The 14,879-nt window shown below is 47.3% G+C and carries 12 protein-coding genes and 1 riboswitch; of the genes, 11 read left to right on the top strand and 1 reads right to left on the bottom strand.

Annotated elements, in window-relative coordinates; genetic code table 11:
• Nucleotides 1-82: 82 nt before the first annotated feature.
• From EEX84_RS07570 to EEX84_RS07540, 7 genes are all read left to right on the top strand, one after another.
• Nucleotides 83-781, top strand: a complete 699-nt coding sequence (locus tag EEX84_RS07570; RefSeq protein ID WP_123165013.1) for an aspartate/glutamate racemase family protein — start codon at nt 83-85, stop codon at nt 779-781.
• 234 nt (nt 782-1,015) lie between these two features.
• A riboswitch (SAM riboswitch) is annotated at nt 1,016-1,123 on the top strand.
• A 122-nt stretch (nt 1,124-1,245) separates the two neighbouring features.
• Complete coding sequence (locus EEX84_RS07565; RefSeq protein ID WP_123165012.1) at nt 1,246-2,640, top strand: LLM class flavin-dependent oxidoreductase; 1,395 nt, start codon at nt 1,246-1,248, stop codon at nt 2,638-2,640.
• Nucleotides 2,641-2,751: 111 nt separating this feature from the next.
• On the top strand, nt 2,752-4,257 hold the full coding sequence (locus EEX84_RS07560; protein ID WP_123165011.1) for a sodium:solute symporter family protein: 1,506 nt from the start codon (nt 2,752-2,754) through the stop codon (nt 4,255-4,257).
• A gap of 674 nt (nt 4,258-4,931) precedes the next feature.
• A complete protein-coding gene (locus tag EEX84_RS07555) occupies nt 4,932-6,131 on the top strand; it encodes a quaternary amine ABC transporter ATP-binding protein (RefSeq protein WP_123165010.1) in 1,200 nt (399 codons plus the stop codon).
• Nucleotides 6,124-6,984, top strand: coding sequence for an ABC transporter permease (locus EEX84_RS07550; RefSeq protein WP_123165009.1), 861 nt, complete (start codon nt 6,124-6,126; stop codon nt 6,982-6,984). Before EEX84_RS07555 ends, EEX84_RS07550 begins: the two co-directional genes overlap by 8 nt.
• A 71-nt stretch (nt 6,985-7,055) precedes the next feature.
• A complete protein-coding gene (locus EEX84_RS07545; protein WP_123165008.1) occupies nt 7,056-7,991 on the top strand; it encodes a glycine betaine ABC transporter substrate-binding protein in 936 nt (311 codons plus the stop codon).
• A gap of 178 nt (nt 7,992-8,169) precedes the next feature.
• Nucleotides 8,170-9,384 (top strand): amidohydrolase, encoded by a 1,215-nt coding sequence (locus EEX84_RS07540; RefSeq protein WP_123165007.1) that lies wholly within the window; start codon nt 8,170-8,172, stop codon nt 9,382-9,384.
• A gap of 58 nt (nt 9,385-9,442) precedes the next feature.
• Here EEX84_RS07540 and EEX84_RS07535 read toward each other — a convergent pair whose 3' ends face one another.
• Nucleotides 9,443-10,339 (bottom strand): cation diffusion facilitator family transporter, encoded by an 897-nt coding sequence (locus EEX84_RS07535; RefSeq protein WP_123165006.1) that lies wholly within the window; start codon nt 10,337-10,339, stop codon nt 9,443-9,445.
• 256 nt (nt 10,340-10,595) lie between these two features.
• On the opposite strand from EEX84_RS07535, the gene EEX84_RS07530 reads away from it, so the two are divergent.
• From EEX84_RS07530 to EEX84_RS07515, 4 genes are all read left to right on the top strand, one after another.
• Nucleotides 10,596-11,666 (top strand): M42 family metallopeptidase, encoded by a 1,071-nt coding sequence (locus EEX84_RS07530; RefSeq protein ID WP_123165005.1) that lies wholly within the window; start codon nt 10,596-10,598, stop codon nt 11,664-11,666.
• A gap of 353 nt (nt 11,667-12,019) precedes the next feature.
• Nucleotides 12,020-13,357 (top strand): short-chain fatty acid transporter, encoded by a 1,338-nt coding sequence (locus EEX84_RS07525; RefSeq protein WP_123165004.1) that lies wholly within the window; start codon nt 12,020-12,022, stop codon nt 13,355-13,357.
• Nucleotides 13,358-13,389: 32 nt separating this feature from the next.
• The gene (locus EEX84_RS07520) at nt 13,390-14,097 is read left to right on the top strand and encodes a cyclase family protein (RefSeq protein WP_123165003.1); all 708 of its coding nucleotides are present in this window, start codon (nt 13,390-13,392) and stop codon (nt 14,095-14,097) included.
• Complete coding sequence (locus tag EEX84_RS07515; RefSeq protein ID WP_158599087.1) at nt 14,090-14,791, top strand: carboxymuconolactone decarboxylase family protein; 702 nt, start codon at nt 14,090-14,092, stop codon at nt 14,789-14,791. Before EEX84_RS07520 ends, EEX84_RS07515 begins: the two co-directional genes overlap by 8 nt.
• Nucleotides 14,792-14,879: the final 88 nt, after the last annotated feature.

Raw genomic sequence — 14,879 nt, 5'->3', positions numbered from 1 at the left:
TTTCTGCACTTGAAACAGTGATTAACAAGTTATAAAGTAAAGGAACAAAGAAATCAAGATGGAAAAGAAGAGGAGGGAATATATGAAAAAGCTTGGGATAGTCGGTGGCACAGGACCGGAATCGACCATCGATTACTATCAATCCATCATTGCAAAGTATCAGGAAAAAAGAGGAACGAAAGAAGAGTTGCCTGAACTGCTCATCAACAGCATCAATATGTACCGGATTTTCGAACTGCTCGAAAACGACCGGACAGAAGAACTGGTGGATTATCTGGCTGAAGCGGTGAACAGCTTGGAACGGGCAGGAGCTGAGTTCGCTGTCATAGCGGCCAACACGCCTCATATTGTATTTGAAGAAATCCAGCAGAAAGTGAAAATTCCCATGATCAGCATCATTGAAGAAACGGTCAGTAAAGCGCACGAAGCCGGACTGGAAAAAATCGGTCTTTTAGGGACGAAGTTCACGATGGAAAATGACTTTTTCAAAATACCTTTTACCGAGAAGCAAAAGGATGTTTTCGTGCCAACGGATTCCGAACAAGCCTATATCCATGAAAAGATTGTCGAAGAGCTGGAAAATGGCATCGTCAATCCCGACACAAAGAAAGAGTATCTGGCTATTGTTTCTCGCATGATCGACCGCCATGGAATAGAGGGGATTATTCTCGGCTGCACCGAATTTCCGATGATTTTCAAACCCGAAGATTTATCCATTCCTCAGCTGAATACGACGGAAATTCATGTCGACAAAATCGTTGAAACCATCTTCGATGAGTGACTGTCAGGACACGGCTCTGCACTGTATTCCTGACAGTTGACGACCGATTTATGCTGATCTTTTCATTGTTCCGTCTTACTGTTTTCAAAAAAAATTTCAAAAAAACAGTAACCGTTTTCATTGCTTTTACAGCTTTATTTAAGACGATTTTCAGTTGCCGAAAAAATCGGAATAATTGAAAAGCGGTATTGACAGATTGAACCCCTGCTATTAGGATAGGGATTAATTTAATAAATCTTATCCAGAGAAGCCGAGGGACTGGCCCGTTGACGCTTCAGCAACCTCTGACAGTTTGTCAGAAAGGTGCTAACTCCAGCAAGATTTTATCTTGGGAGATAAGAGGACTGAATCCATAAAAATAATGGAGCCTTCTTTTCTCTTTCACCGGGAAAAGGAGGCTTTTTTGTTTTCCTATAAAGTCTGCTTTACAAGCTGGATAAGCCAATTCAAAGGAGGAAGAAAAAATGACAAAAAAACGAATTTACTTAAATGCTTTTGAAATGGCAAGTGCAGGAGGACATCAATCACCGGGGTTATGGGTGAACGAAGCCGAGGGAACGCCTACATACAAAGACAGTGAGTATTGGATCGGATTGGCCAAGCTTTTGGAGAAAGGGAAATTTGATGCTGTGTTTTTGGCAGACGTACTGGGAACTTACGACGTTTACGGCGGTTCACGGGATGCAGCGCTCCGCAATGCAGTCCAGACACCCGTCAACGATCCGCTTTTGGTGGTGCCACTGATGAGTTCGGTCACAAAGCACTTGAGTTTCGGCGTCACTTCTTCTGTCAGCCACGAGCATCCTTATACATTTGCACGGCGCATGTCGACACTGGATCATTTGACGCAAGGACGGATCGGCTGGAATATCGTCACTTCTTACTTGAAGAGCGCCGCACGCAATATCGGAAAAGAAGACCAGATGAATCACGACCAGCGCTATGATTACGCTGCTGAATACCTGGAAGTCTGCTATAAGCTGTGGGAAGGCAGCTGGGAAGACGGCGCTGTCGTCCGCGACAAAAATGCAAAAGTTTATACAGACCCATCAAAAGTCCATGACATCAACCATGAAGGTGAGTATTTCAAAGTGCCGGGAGCTCATTTATCTGAACCGTCCCCGCAGCGCACGCCGGTTTTATTCCAGGCGGGAGCTTCGCCTCGCGGCAGAGATTTTGCTGCACAGCATGCTGAATCAGTGTTCCTGGCAGGGCCGACCAAACAAGTTGTGAAAAAAAGTGTGTCGGCTCTCCGTGACAGCATCAAAGCAAACGGACGCGATCCGGAAGACGTATTGGTCTACACCACTTTCACTGCAATTGTCGGAAAAACGGAGGAAGAAGCACAGGAAAAATACCAGAAGCTGAAGGATTCCATCAGCTATGAAGGGGCATTGACCTTGCTCAGTGGCTGGACGGGCATTGATTTCTCCGCTTACGATCCGGAGCAGACGCTTGAATACATCGACAGCAATGCGATGCAGTCGGCAGTTGAAGTGTTCACACGCGCTGACCCTGACCGCAAATGGACCATCCGCGAACTGGCCGCTTTTGTCGGAATCGGCGGAAGAGGACCTGTCGCAGTCGGCTCTCCTGAACAAGTCGCAGACCAGATTGAAGAATGGGTGGAAGATACAGGCGTTGACGGATTCAACCTGGCATATACAGAGTCACTGGAAAGCTTTAAAGATTTTGTGGAACTGGTCGTACCGGTCCTTCAACAGCGCGGGCGTGTGCAAAAAGAATACGGGGAAGGCACTTACCGGGAAAAAGTATACGGCAAAGGGCAAAATCATTTGAAACAGGATCACCCTGGAGCAGGTTACAAAAAGAAGGTGCAGACACCCGTCGGCATTTAAAAGGAGGAATGGACATGTTCACTGCTTACTGGATTGGCATCGCCGTTTTCTGGGGTGTCGGACTGACAATATGGAACAAACTCTATCCAAAACAAAAGGGGGACATTAACGATGGATGATAGTTCGAGTTCTCTGGTATGGATCATTATTGTTATGCTGATTGGCTATTTTGCTTTGACTACATGGCTTGGCAAAAAAGGCGTTGCCCACAGTGGCACGATGAAAGGGTTTGCCATTGCAAAAGGCAAGGTAAAGCCGTGGGTTGTCGGTGTCAGCTTCGGTGCCTCCTATGCGAGCGCCAATTTGTTTCTTGGGGTGCCGGGGTGGGCGTATACATACGGCATCTCAACCTTGTGGTATACACTCGGCTGCTTTGGCGTCAGCTGGTTCGGCCTGCTGCTGTTCACTCGTAAGTTCTGGCGGTATGGGCAAAAAAACGGCGGCAGCCTGACTTTGCCGCAATGGCTCGGTGACCGCTACAAGAGCAAAACACTGCAGGTCCTGGTGGCGCTGCTGGTATTATTCAATATCTATTATATTGTCGGACAGAATGTCGGCCTTGCCACAATGTTTGAAACAATCATCGGAATCCCCTATATGTGGGGAATCGCCATCGGTGTCGGCATCACCATTCTTTATGTCAGCCTGGGCGGTGCTTTCGCCCAGATTACTAGTGATGGCATCCAGGGCATCTCCATGTCCATTGTGGCGATCCTGCTGTTCGCTTCACTACTATGGACGATCGGTGGCGGCTGGAATGTGCTCGGTACACTGCATACGGATTTGAACGCCATCAATCCGGATCTGGTATCCGCCACTTCCAATGGCGGCCCGTTCTACAGTGGGTTTGCCATACTGAGCATCCAGTGGCTGCTGTTCTCGTTTGTACTGCTGCCACACCTTCTAAGCAAGGTATTGACCGTCGAAAAAGAAGAAGATTTGCGTACGTTTACTTTATCAGCCGGTGTTTCCCTGTTCACTTTGTCGGCCTTTTCCGTATTTGCCGGCCTGGCTGCACGTGTCATCAAGCCGGGTCTCTCTTCAGCGGACAGTGCCATTCCGGCATATATCATGGAAGCATTTCCGACGATCATCATCGCAATAATGGTGATTGGCATCATTTCAGCCATTCTGTCGACGACCGATTCGCTGTATCTGGGGATTACCAACAGCATCGGCAACGATTTATTCAAAGTGCTGGCAGTTCCTCTTCTCTACAAAAATAAAAACTTATCGGCCGAACAGCTGGATCGGAAAGTGCTGAAAGCCTCGAAACTCTCGCTGGTGTTCATCGGTCTTCTATCTCTCTACATGTCATTCAATCGGCCGGAATCTCTGGCGCTGTTGACTAACTTTGGCACTTCTGCCATCATCAGCGGCATCGTCGCACCAATCAGTCTGGGCTATTTCTGGAAACATGCCCGCAAAACCGGAGCGATTGCATCCGTTGTCTTTGGTTCTGGCTGCTACATCCTGCTGACGAGTTTTGAAGTGTTCGAGAATTTGTTTCAGGCGATGTTCCTGAGCTCGATGGTCGGATTCGTTTCCATGATTACGGGCAGTCTGCTGGCGGAGCTGGCTGTCAAGCGGGCGAAAGTGACGCAGCAGGCAACTTAATAGCATGACTTAAAAAGCGGTCTTCCTTTGAGGGAGACTGCTTTTTGGGGTAAAGTTATAAACCAGCTGATCAGGTCATTGATAAAAGTGGTACAACAAAATGACGTTACCGTAAAGTATGCGATTTTCTGAAATTAACAGAACGCTGAATTGAAATATAAAGAGTTCAATGAAAGACAATATCGTGCGATTCTTACCGAAAAAAAACAGAAAGAAAAAAGACGATGATGTGATGAGTTTTTTGGTTTTCCCAAGAAATAAAACTGAAAAATAAAGCAAAATAAAAAGTTTTTTAAAAAGTTTTATACTAAGTAGTTAATTAGTATCAGACTTTTCTATCAACTTTTTGGGTAACCGTCACAAAGGCTTTTAACTGATGTTTTATGACGAAAATTGAAGCGTGCCAAGAGGCCAAGCAAAAAAAATGAGGCTTTTTTCGAGCAGGAATTTAAGAGGTGCGTTTGAAAATGTAGGTAATTAAGCGTATAGTAAAGACCATGTGCTTTTGGTTCATGGACATTACAAAAAGTGACTTGCTTATTTTTTCAGCCGAATATCGCTCAAAAGCAGAGACATTTTGAGTAAAGAAATCAGGCTGAAAAAGTAAGCAATGGAGATATGAGAAACTCTTCAGACCATGACGAGCAAAAAATGGTAAAAGAGGTGGAAGATTTATGCCGGTCATAAAAGTAGAAGGCTTGTCGAAAGTATTCGGCAAAAATGTCAAACAAGCTTTGAAGCTACTGGGAGAAGGCAAGACCAAAGAAGAAGTATTGAAACAGACAGGCAGCACTGTCGGAGTCAACCGGGCTTCCTTTGAAGTGGAAGCAGGCGAAATTTTCGTTATTATGGGATTGTCCGGCAGTGGCAAATCAACGCTGGTCCGCTTGTTGAATCGTTTGATCGATCCGACAGAAGGCCATGTATACATAGACAATGAAGACTTGGCAACAATGGACAAAAAAGATTTACGCAGGGTGCGCCGTACGAAAATGAGTATGGTTTTCCAGAAGTTCGCTCTGTTCCCATACCGCTCCATACTGGAAAATGCCGAGTATGGCCTCGAAATCCAGGGGATCGCCAAAGAGGAAAGAAGCAAAAAAGCAAAAGCTTCTCTGGAACTTGTCGGACTGGGCAATTACCTAGAGCAATACCCTTCGCAACTGTCCGGCGGTATGCAGCAGCGAGTCGGTTTGGCGAGAGCTTTAGCCAATGATCCGGAAGTCATGCTGATGGATGAAGCTTTTTCAGCACTTGATCCGCTGATCCGGAAAGAAATGCAGGATGAATTGTTGGATTTGCAGGAAACGATGAAGAAAACGATTATTTTCATCACGCACGATTTGGACGAAGCGTTGCGGATTGGCGATAAAATTGCCTTGATGAAAGACGGATCCATTGTACAAGTCGGCTCACCGGAAGAAATTCTGATGAACCCGGCAAACGATTATGTCGAGAAATTCGTTGAAGATGTTGACCGTTCAAAAGTATTGACGGCTTACAATATCATGAAACGGCCTGAAACGGTCAATATTGACAAACACGGCCCGCGTGTCGCGTTGGAGCGGATGCAAAAAGAAGGCATTTCGAGCATTTATGTTACTGACAGCAAGCGGAATCTGAAAGGCTATGTAACAGCAGATGATGCATCGACTGCTCTGCGCAATGATGTCACAAGCCTGATGTCCATCATGAAAACCGATGCACCGACGGTTACGCAGGATACATTAATGAATGCAATCTTTGAAATCAGTCATAATTCGCCGGTTCCGATTCCGGTCGTGGAAGACGGCAAACTGCTTGGAATCATTGTGCGCGGCGCCGTTATTTCGGCACTTGCAGGACAAAGCGAGGTGAATTTGACACATGCTTAATTTTATGGAAAACATCGAAGAATTGCCGTTGGCTTCCTGGGTATCTGATTTCACAGGTTGGATTTCCGACAGCTTTGCATTCCTGTTTGACCCGATCAAGAATCAGTTTGGTGATGGTTTGGAAGATTTCGCCGACATGCTGGCGGCAGTGCCGCCCGTAATCGTTATCCTAATCGTTGCTGTGCTGGCGTTTTTCCTCAGCGGTAAACGTTTCGGTCTGGCTGCGTTTTCAATCGTAGGGTTACTGCTGGTCTGGAACCAGGGACTTTGGGAAGAGCTGATGCTGTCCTTCTCCCTTGTGCTTGTAGCCAGTCTCTTGTCAGTGATTATTGGTGTGCCGATCGGTATTCTGATGTCGAAAAGCAAGACGGCGGAAAGCATCATTACGCCGGTTCTCGATTTCATGCAGACGATGCCCGCATTCGTTTACTTGATTCCTGCGGTTGCATTTTTCAGCATCGGGATGGTACCCGGGATTTTCGCTTCCCTGATCTTCGCGACACCGCCAACTGTCCGGTTTACGAATCTGGGCATCCGGCAGGTCTCGGAAGAGCTGGTGGAAGCGGCTGAAGCATTCGGCAGCACAGGCGCCCAGAAGCTGTTCAAAGTGGAACTGCCGATGGCCAAGACCACCATCATGGCAGGCATCAACCAGACAGTTATGCTGGCCTTGTCGATGGTCGTCATCGCTTCGATGATTGGGGCGCCGGGCCTCGGCAGGGAAGTTCTTTCTTCGCTGCAACGCGCTGATGTAGGGACCGGTTTTGTGGCAGGTCTTGGAATTGTCATTTTGGCCATCATCATCGACCGCTTTACACAAAGTTTTTCACTGAAAAAAGGCACGAGTATCTGATTTAGCTGGAATCTTTCCTCTAGAGGAAAGTGCCATATACAAATTAAAAGAAAAAGGAGAATGATCATTTTATGTTTAAATTACAATGGAAACACTTAGGTCTGGCTTTGGCTCTTATGCTGACCTTGCTTATCGCAGCATGTGGTTCGGAAGAAGAAGGTTCGTCTTCATCAGCAGAAGGAAACGATGAAGGATCTGAAGAAGTGAATTACGGCGAAGAGCTGGGTTATGAAATCACGGGCATCGAGCCAGGTGCAGGCGTAGTTGCTGCAGCTGAAGAAACAACGGAAACTTATGAAAACCTGGAAGGCTGGGAAGTTGTGACGTCTTCAAGTGGCGCGATGGCAACAGCGTTGGGTGAAGCAATTGATAACGAAGAACCGATTATCGTGACAGGCTGGAGCCCGCACTGGAAATTCCAGAAATATGATTTGAAATACCTTGAAGATCCAGAAGGTGTATTCGGAGAAGCAGAAACGATCAACACAATGGTCCGTCAAGGGTTGCAGGATGAAAAACCGGAAGCATACAAAATTTTGGATCAGTTCCAATGGGAATCAGCTGACATCGAAAGTGTCATGCTGGAAGTTTCAAACGGCACGGCTGTAGAAGAAGCCGCGGCAGCTTGGATTGAAGAAAACAGCGACAAAGTTGCTGAATGGACAGACGGAACAGAAGCAGTCGACGGAACAGAAATCGAATTGGCTTACGTGGAGTGGGATACAGAACTTGCTTCAACAAACGTAATCGGCCAAGTGCTGGAAGCACAAGGCTTTGATGTAACAATCACACCGCTTGATAATGCAGTAATGTGGCAGGCAGTGGCTGAAGGCCAGGCTGACGCAATGGTAGCAGCATGGTTGCCGGGAACACACGCTTCTCAGTTTGAAACTTACGGAGAAGATGTAGAGGACCTTGGTCCAAACCTTGAAGGCGCTAAAATCGGACTTGTAGTTCCAGCTTATATGGACATCGAGTCAATTGAAGATCTGACACCTGCAGAGTAACAGTATATAATGAAGGAACCGGAATGGAAGAGCTTGATGCTCTTGCTGTTCCGGTTTTTTCTTTGGTAAAAATACGGAGCAGATTGAAGAAAAGAAAGGAAAAGTATATAGTTAAAATGAGTTTCAGAATATATCGAAATTTTAAATGAAGAAGAAAGTTAAATAAGGAGATGAAAAAATGGTACAACAGACCACAACTAATGACACAAAACAGCGGCTGCTCGATATGCTTGAGGGCCGGAAAGACGAGATGATTGATATCCGGCGCCACCTTCACCAGCATCCGGAACTTTCTTTCCTGGAAGAAAAAACAGCGCAGTACATTGCTGATTTTTACAAAGGCAAAGATGTGGAGGTTCAGACCAACGTTGGAAACGGCTTTGGCATCATTGTCACGATCAAAGGAGGCAAGCCCGGAAAAACGATTGGCTTGCGTGCCGATTTTGATGCACTGCCAATCCATGAAGAGACGGATGTGCCGTTCAGGTCACAGAACGAAGGCGCCATGCACGCCTGTGGCCACGATGGCCATACGGCTTATCTGCTTGTGCTTGCCGATTGCCTGATTCAGTTGAAATCGGAATTGTCGGGAACCGTTAAAATCATTCATCAGCACGCAGAAGAAACGCCACCGGGCGGAGCAAAGAGCATCGTCGAATCGGGCGTACTCGATGATTTGGACGCTGTATTCGGCATACACTTGTTTCCTGCATATGCCACCGGTGCTGTCGGCTACCGGAGCGGTAATGCAATGGCGGGGCGGACGTATTTCAAATTGCATATCCAGGGGAAAGGTGGCCATGGTTCTTCTCCGCAGAATGCCAATGACCCGATTGTTGCAGGAGCGCATTTCATCACCGCGATCCAGACAATCGTCAGCCGCCGCTTGAACCCATTTGAGATGGGAGTTGTCACCGTCGGTTCGTTTGACGGCAAAGGCTCTTTCAATATCATCAAAGACAGCATCGAAATCGAAGGCGATGTGCGTTACATGAATGAAAAAACGCAGCAAGTGATCGAGAAGGAAATGCATCGCATCGTCCGTGGTGTTGAACTCGAGTTCGACGTTACGTGCGACTTTACGTACACCGCTGACTATCCGCCGCTACGCAACGATGAGAAAGTGACGGCGGAAGTGGTCGAGATCCTGAAAGCTGCCAATGAGCCGCTGATCACGGAAGTCAGTGAGTTTCCGGTAATGTCAGGGTCCGAGGACTTTGCCTACTACTTGGAAAAAACACCCGGTTTGTTTTTCAATATCGGCTGCCGTCCGAAAACAGACGGAAAAGTCTACTTAAATCACCATCCAAAATTTGATATCGATGAAGATGCGTTACTCATTGCGGCAAAAGCGGTCGCCCATGTTGTTTGCGATTACGGCCAAAACAAATAATTATCGAAAGAACAGCACCTGAACCATTGCGGTTCGGGTGCTGTTTTTGATTCCTGCGTTATTCTTCTTCAGGGCTGTAGGGATTGACGTGAACCAAGACGGCATTCACTTCTTTAAATTCCTCAAGCAGCTTGTGTTTGGTGGCTTTGCCGATGCGGTGGCCTTCTTCGACCGTAATCGACGGTTCGACGCTTATTTTGATGTCAATCACAAGATATGAGCCGTGATTCCGCGCATGCAATGTATCGATGCGTTTGATGCCCGGCACCTCAAGGGCGGAATCCAGGTATGGCTTTGTTTCTTCGGGACTGAGCACTTTCTCGAGCATGATCTGAGCTGCATTATAACCGAGGCTGATTCCTGTTTTAATGACGAAAATGGAAATGATCAAACCGGCAATGGGGTCAAAGTAAGTGAGCTGGCTGATGCCGAAATAAGTTCCCAGCAAAGCCAGTCCGATGCCAATCAGCGCAATCAATGAAGACAAAGCGTCCGAACGGTGATGCCAGGCTTCTGCCACGAGAGAAGGGCTGTTGATCTTTTTCCCTAAACGAATTTTGTATTGATAGAGAAGTTCTTTGCAAACAATCGAAAACAGGACAACTGAAAGTGCCAAAAAGCTTCCCGGTGGCTGCCGGTCCTGCCAGAAAACTTCGATGGAGGAAATGGCGATTTCAACTCCTACGATAATCAGCAGCAAACCCACGATGATAGTGGCGATGTTTTCGGCTTTTCCGTGTCCATACGGATGTTCTGAGTCAGGGGGACGCTGAGCTATCTTCAGGCCGGCCAGAACGGCGATGGAACTGACGATGTCAGACGCGGAATGGGCCGCGTCCGCCATTAATGCGCGGCTGTCTGTGATAAATCCGACAGTTCCTTTCAGCAGCGTCAGAAACACATTGACTGCAATGCCGATCCATGTAGCAAGAATCGCTTGTCTGAAATTGCTCATAGCCCATTCCCTCCCTGTTTTTTAGACAAAGACTACCTTAACACGAAGAACTGCAGTGGGTCTATAGAAATTTTGTTGCGGAACCGCAGTATTATCACCTTATGGAAATGAAATTATGTTAAGGAAAGAAAGATGTGCAAAAGAAACTTCGGTCCCAATTAACACGTGAAGACGAGAACCTGAAACTGAAATTTATTTTCTATTCTATAATATGGTAATATTCAAATAGAAAGAAATTATCCATTAGGAGGAAATTATGTTTAAAGAAACATTTTACTCAAGTTTAAAAGAACTGGCCGCTATTTCCGGAGGCCCCGGCCGGGAACACCAAGTGGTTAAGCACATCGTCGAGCAGCTGAAAGAAATTGCAGATAACGTGGAAGTGGATCATATGGGCAATGTCTACGCAGTGCTGGAAAGTGGAAAACCCGGACCCACCGTCATGGTTTCCGCCCACTCCGATGAAATCGGCTGCATGGTCAGCGCCATAGACGATAAAGGGTTCCTGCGCATGGAACGCACAGGCGGTATGATGGATTCTTTGCTGGTCGGCCGTAAAGTGGAAGTCAATGGCCATTTCGGCGTCATCGGTGTCAAAGCGGGTCATCTGCAGACGGCATCGGAAAAGTCGAAAGTGCTGCCGGTGGAAGAGTTGTATGTTGACATCGGAGCGGATTCAAAACAAGAAGTGCTCGAAATGGGTGTCAATATCGGCGACGCTGTAACTTATATCAGTGACCTGGACCGTTTCACCAACCCTGATTTGATCTGCGGCAAAGCAATCGACAATCGGAGCTGCTGCGTACTGATTGTGGAGTTGTTCAAAAAGCTGCAGGATAAAAACTTCAGCGGAACACTGGTCGGCGCAATCACTGTTCAGGAAGAAATCGGACTCCGTGGCGCACAAATCGCCGGATACAAAATCGACCCGGATTTCGCCATCGTCATCGACACCATTGCCTGCGCCGACACGCCGGACGGCAATTATTACCCAATCAAGATCGGGAAAGGGCCAGTGCTGCCGCTATTGTCCGGAGGAGGAGCAAGAGGCAATATCATGTCAGTGCAGATGAAAGACCTGGTCATTTCTTACGCTGACAAAGTAAATGTCCCGTACCAGCTGTCGGTCATGTCCAAAGGAACCACCGACCTTTCCGCCATCCACCTGGTGAAAGAAGGCATCCTCGGCGCCGCCATCACGTTCCCGCGCCGTTATTCCCACTCGCCGGTTGAAATGGCGAACCTGCAGGATTTCGAGGACGGCTTTGTGCTGCTTGAAGCGATGCTGCGGGACAGTGGGAATTGGGGGAGTATGGAGTTTGTATAATAAAAGTAATTTCAGGAAACCGCTGCTCAAAATTGAGCGGCGGTTTTTTGATATGTAAGATTGAAGAGTTTTAATTTTAAACTGTTCTCGGTAAACAAAATTATTAGAATTTTCTATTGACACGCCCCTCCCTTGTTCCTCTATAATAAATTGTACGAATAATACAGTTTTGTACGCAATTCGTACAATCCGTATGCTAGGCTGGCCAGCCCGTAAAAATTAAAGTTAAAAAGGTTTTCAAAGGTGAGTTTTCTATAAATTGAAAACGGTTTCTTATTCTATGCGCTGCACAGACGGCGGAGCAAATTTTAAAACAATCACATCACGTAAAGCAACACAAAGGGGGAGTACACATGTTAAACGCAACAACATCTTTTTTCACGAACTTGATGAATAAATACCTGGCGGATTCGTTCACCATCGCCATTTTGCTGACATTCCTCGCAGGTTTATTGGCGATGACCATTGAAGGAACCGGCTTTATGGAAACGACGGAATACTGGGGTTCCGGGTTCTGGGATCTCTTGGCCTTCACGATGCAGATGGTGGTGATTCTGGCAGCGGGCTATGTATTGGCGAAGACGCCGGTGGTTGACCGGACGCTGAACCGCATGGTGGCAAAAGTGAACCGTCCGAGAACCGCCATTATTGTGGCAACACTGGCGGGCGGAATCGGCAGCTTGTTGAACTGGGGCTTTGGACTGGTTGTCGGAGGGATTGTCGCAGGGAAATTGGCGCGTCAGGTCAAGGGCGTCCATTATCCATTGATCATCGCAGCAGGCTACAGCGGCTTTTCACTTTACGGCTTGGGCTTATCGGGTACTGTGCCGGTGTTGATTTCGACATCTGGTCATTTCCTTGAAGAATCCATCGGTCTTGTTCCTTTATCGGAAACTATTTTTTCCTTGCCAATGCTGCTGACTACATTGACGGTGCTCGTCACATTGCCGCTTTTTAACTCGTTATTGCACCCTAAAAAGAAAGAAGACATCATCGAAATCAACAAAGAGCTTCACGTGGAAGAAACGATCAGTTTAGAGCCGGGTGAAGACGAAAAAGGCACGCTCGCTTCCAAGTTGAATCACAGCAAAATTGTCGGCTATGTCATCGGTGTATTGGGATTATTGTACATAATCATGCATTTTGTAAACGGTGGCTCGATCGATTTGAACATCGTCAATTTCGCGCTGATTTTCCTGGGCATCCTGCTGTTGGGCGCGCCCATCTATTATGTGAAGATTTTGCATGAAGGGGTCAAGACGGTTTCGGGCATCATTCTGCAGTATCCGTTCTATGCTGGTATCATGGGCATCCTGGTCGGGTCAGGACTGGTTGTCACTTTCTCCGGCTGGTTCGTCAGTTTCTCATCAGCCGCGAACCTGCCTTTCTGGAGTATGGTCAGCGCGTACTTCATTAACATCCTGGCCCCTTCAGGAGGAGGGCAATGGGCCATTCAGGGACCAATCATGGTGGAAGCCGCCAAAACGATCGGTTCTTCCATCCAGCAAACATCAATGGCCGTGATGGTCGGAGATGCGTGGAACAATATGGTGCAGCCTTTCTGGATCCTTCCGGTGCTTGCTTTATCCGGTTTGAAATTGAAAGACGTCATGGGCTATATGGTATTGATCATGTTCTGGCTCGGAATTGTATTCAGTAGCGCATTCCTGCTATGGGGATATTTTGGCTAAACATTTGGTAACCACAAAAGGAGGCTGCATTCATGAAAACAATTGATTTAACATTAACCTTGCGGGATGGTTTGTTGTCGTTCGCTTCTCATCCACCGATTGAAATCAAGGAGCAATCCACCTTTGAAAATTCAAAACATCGCTATCAGGCTCCAAGCGAAGGGTTTGAATCCCGCATGCTGAAATTTTCAGATCACAGTGGCACACATATCGACGCGCCGCTTCATTTTATCAGGGGAGGCCAATCCACAGCTGAAATGGAGCTCGAGAAAACGATGGGACCGGCGCTGGTGCTGGACATTTCTGATTTCAAAGGCCCTCAGGAAGCCGTAACGGCGGCCATGCTGGAAAAAGCGGAGGCGGAACAAGGCTTGCAGGTGACCACAGGAGATATCGTGCTGGTCCGTACACGCAAAGGGCAGTGGGGAGACGACGGTTTTTTTGAAGAATATGCTTTTGAAAAAAGTGCCGGTGAATGGCTTGTCTCCAGAGGCATCAAACTGATCGGACTGGATTTGCCGAACATCGACATCAACCACAATATGACAAGGGAAGTACATATGGATGTGCTGGGTGCTAATATCTACATCGTGGAAAATCTGGTGAATCTGGAGCAGCTGCCGAGAAACAAACGTTTTCAGTTTCTGGCTTTGCCGCTGAAGCTCAGCAACTCCACGGCTTCCCCTGTGCGGGCCATCGCTTTGGTGGATGAAGAACCAGCGGGTGATCAAAATGGCTGATGAAAAAACGACTCAAAATCCCCTGTCGGATTGGGCGCAGAAAATGAATGCGTACAGTCCAAAAGCTTGGGAACATTACAGGGCCCTTCAGGATGAAGTTTTGGCAGCAGGTGCGTTATCGAGAAAAGACAAAGAACTGATTCTTGTCGGCATCAATGCAGCACGCCGTTACGAAAGCGGTATGCTGCAACATGCGGAAAATGCGTTGAAGGAAGGCGCCACGGTCCAGGAATTCGTGGAGGTTTTGTCCGTATGCATCTTATCGAGAGGGATTCCGGCATGGCTGGAAGGCATCAAAGCCATTGAATATGCCATCGAACACAGTGATGAAACAAATGCGTCTCCTCAGGAAAAAACTGAGCCGCAGGAAGCCGTCGCTTATTTCAAGCAGGAAAACAACGGCCTCCTGCCGGAATGGGCACGTATCATGAACGATTACTCACCGGTTAGCCTTGCCCGTTACGCCGCGCTTCGCCAAAGCGAACTGACGGACGCTGCCGTCTCCAGAAAGCTGAAAGAGCTGGTACTGGTCGGAATCAATCTGGCTGAACGCTATGATAAAGGAGTCCAGCTTCATATCAACGGCGCCAGAAAAGAAGGGGCCACCGAACAGGAGATTGCGGAAGTCGGTCTGATCAGTGTGCTGACGGCAGGGATTCCGGCCTGGTTTGAGGTTAGTGGGGAGTTGGGTTGAAGTAGGAACAATGAAATTGATCAGGATGAATTGAAGCTTTACTAATCAATTCATAAGCCTGAAAACATAACAACCGCTTCTAACCCTG

Source organism: Planococcus salinus, from assembly GCF_003719725.1.
GTDB classification, from domain to species: domain Bacteria; phylum Bacillota; class Bacilli; order Bacillales_A; family Planococcaceae; genus Planococcus; species Planococcus salinus.
Note: the sequence above shows the minus strand (reverse complement) of the source record. Positions and strands in the feature narration are given on the sequence as shown.

Coding starts and splice junctions, on each gene's coding strand:
- EEX84_RS07540 (WP_123165007.1), top strand. CDS start 8,170: ATGGTACAACAGACCACAACTAATGACACAAAACAGCGGCTGCTCGAT.
- EEX84_RS07560 (WP_123165011.1), top strand. CDS start 2,752: ATGGATGATAGTTCGAGTTCTCTGGTATGGATCATTATTGTTATGCTG.
- EEX84_RS07550 (WP_123165009.1), top strand. CDS start 6,124: ATGCTTAATTTTATGGAAAACATCGAAGAATTGCCGTTGGCTTCCTGG.
- EEX84_RS07530 (WP_123165005.1), top strand. CDS start 10,596: ATGTTTAAAGAAACATTTTACTCAAGTTTAAAAGAACTGGCCGCTATT.
- EEX84_RS07535 (WP_123165006.1), bottom strand. CDS start 10,339: ATGAGCAATTTCAGACAAGCGATTCTTGCTACATGGATCGGCATTGCA.
- EEX84_RS07545 (WP_123165008.1), top strand. CDS start 7,056: ATGTTTAAATTACAATGGAAACACTTAGGTCTGGCTTTGGCTCTTATG.
- EEX84_RS07520 (WP_123165003.1), top strand. CDS start 13,390: ATGAAAACAATTGATTTAACATTAACCTTGCGGGATGGTTTGTTGTCG.
- EEX84_RS07555 (WP_123165010.1), top strand. CDS start 4,932: ATGCCGGTCATAAAAGTAGAAGGCTTGTCGAAAGTATTCGGCAAAAAT.
- EEX84_RS07525 (WP_123165004.1), top strand. CDS start 12,020: ATGTTAAACGCAACAACATCTTTTTTCACGAACTTGATGAATAAATAC.
- EEX84_RS07565 (WP_123165012.1), top strand. CDS start 1,246: ATGACAAAAAAACGAATTTACTTAAATGCTTTTGAAATGGCAAGTGCA.
- EEX84_RS07515 (WP_158599087.1), top strand. CDS start 14,090: ATGGCTGATGAAAAAACGACTCAAAATCCCCTGTCGGATTGGGCGCAG.
- EEX84_RS07570 (WP_123165013.1), top strand. CDS start 83: ATGAAAAAGCTTGGGATAGTCGGTGGCACAGGACCGGAATCGACCATC.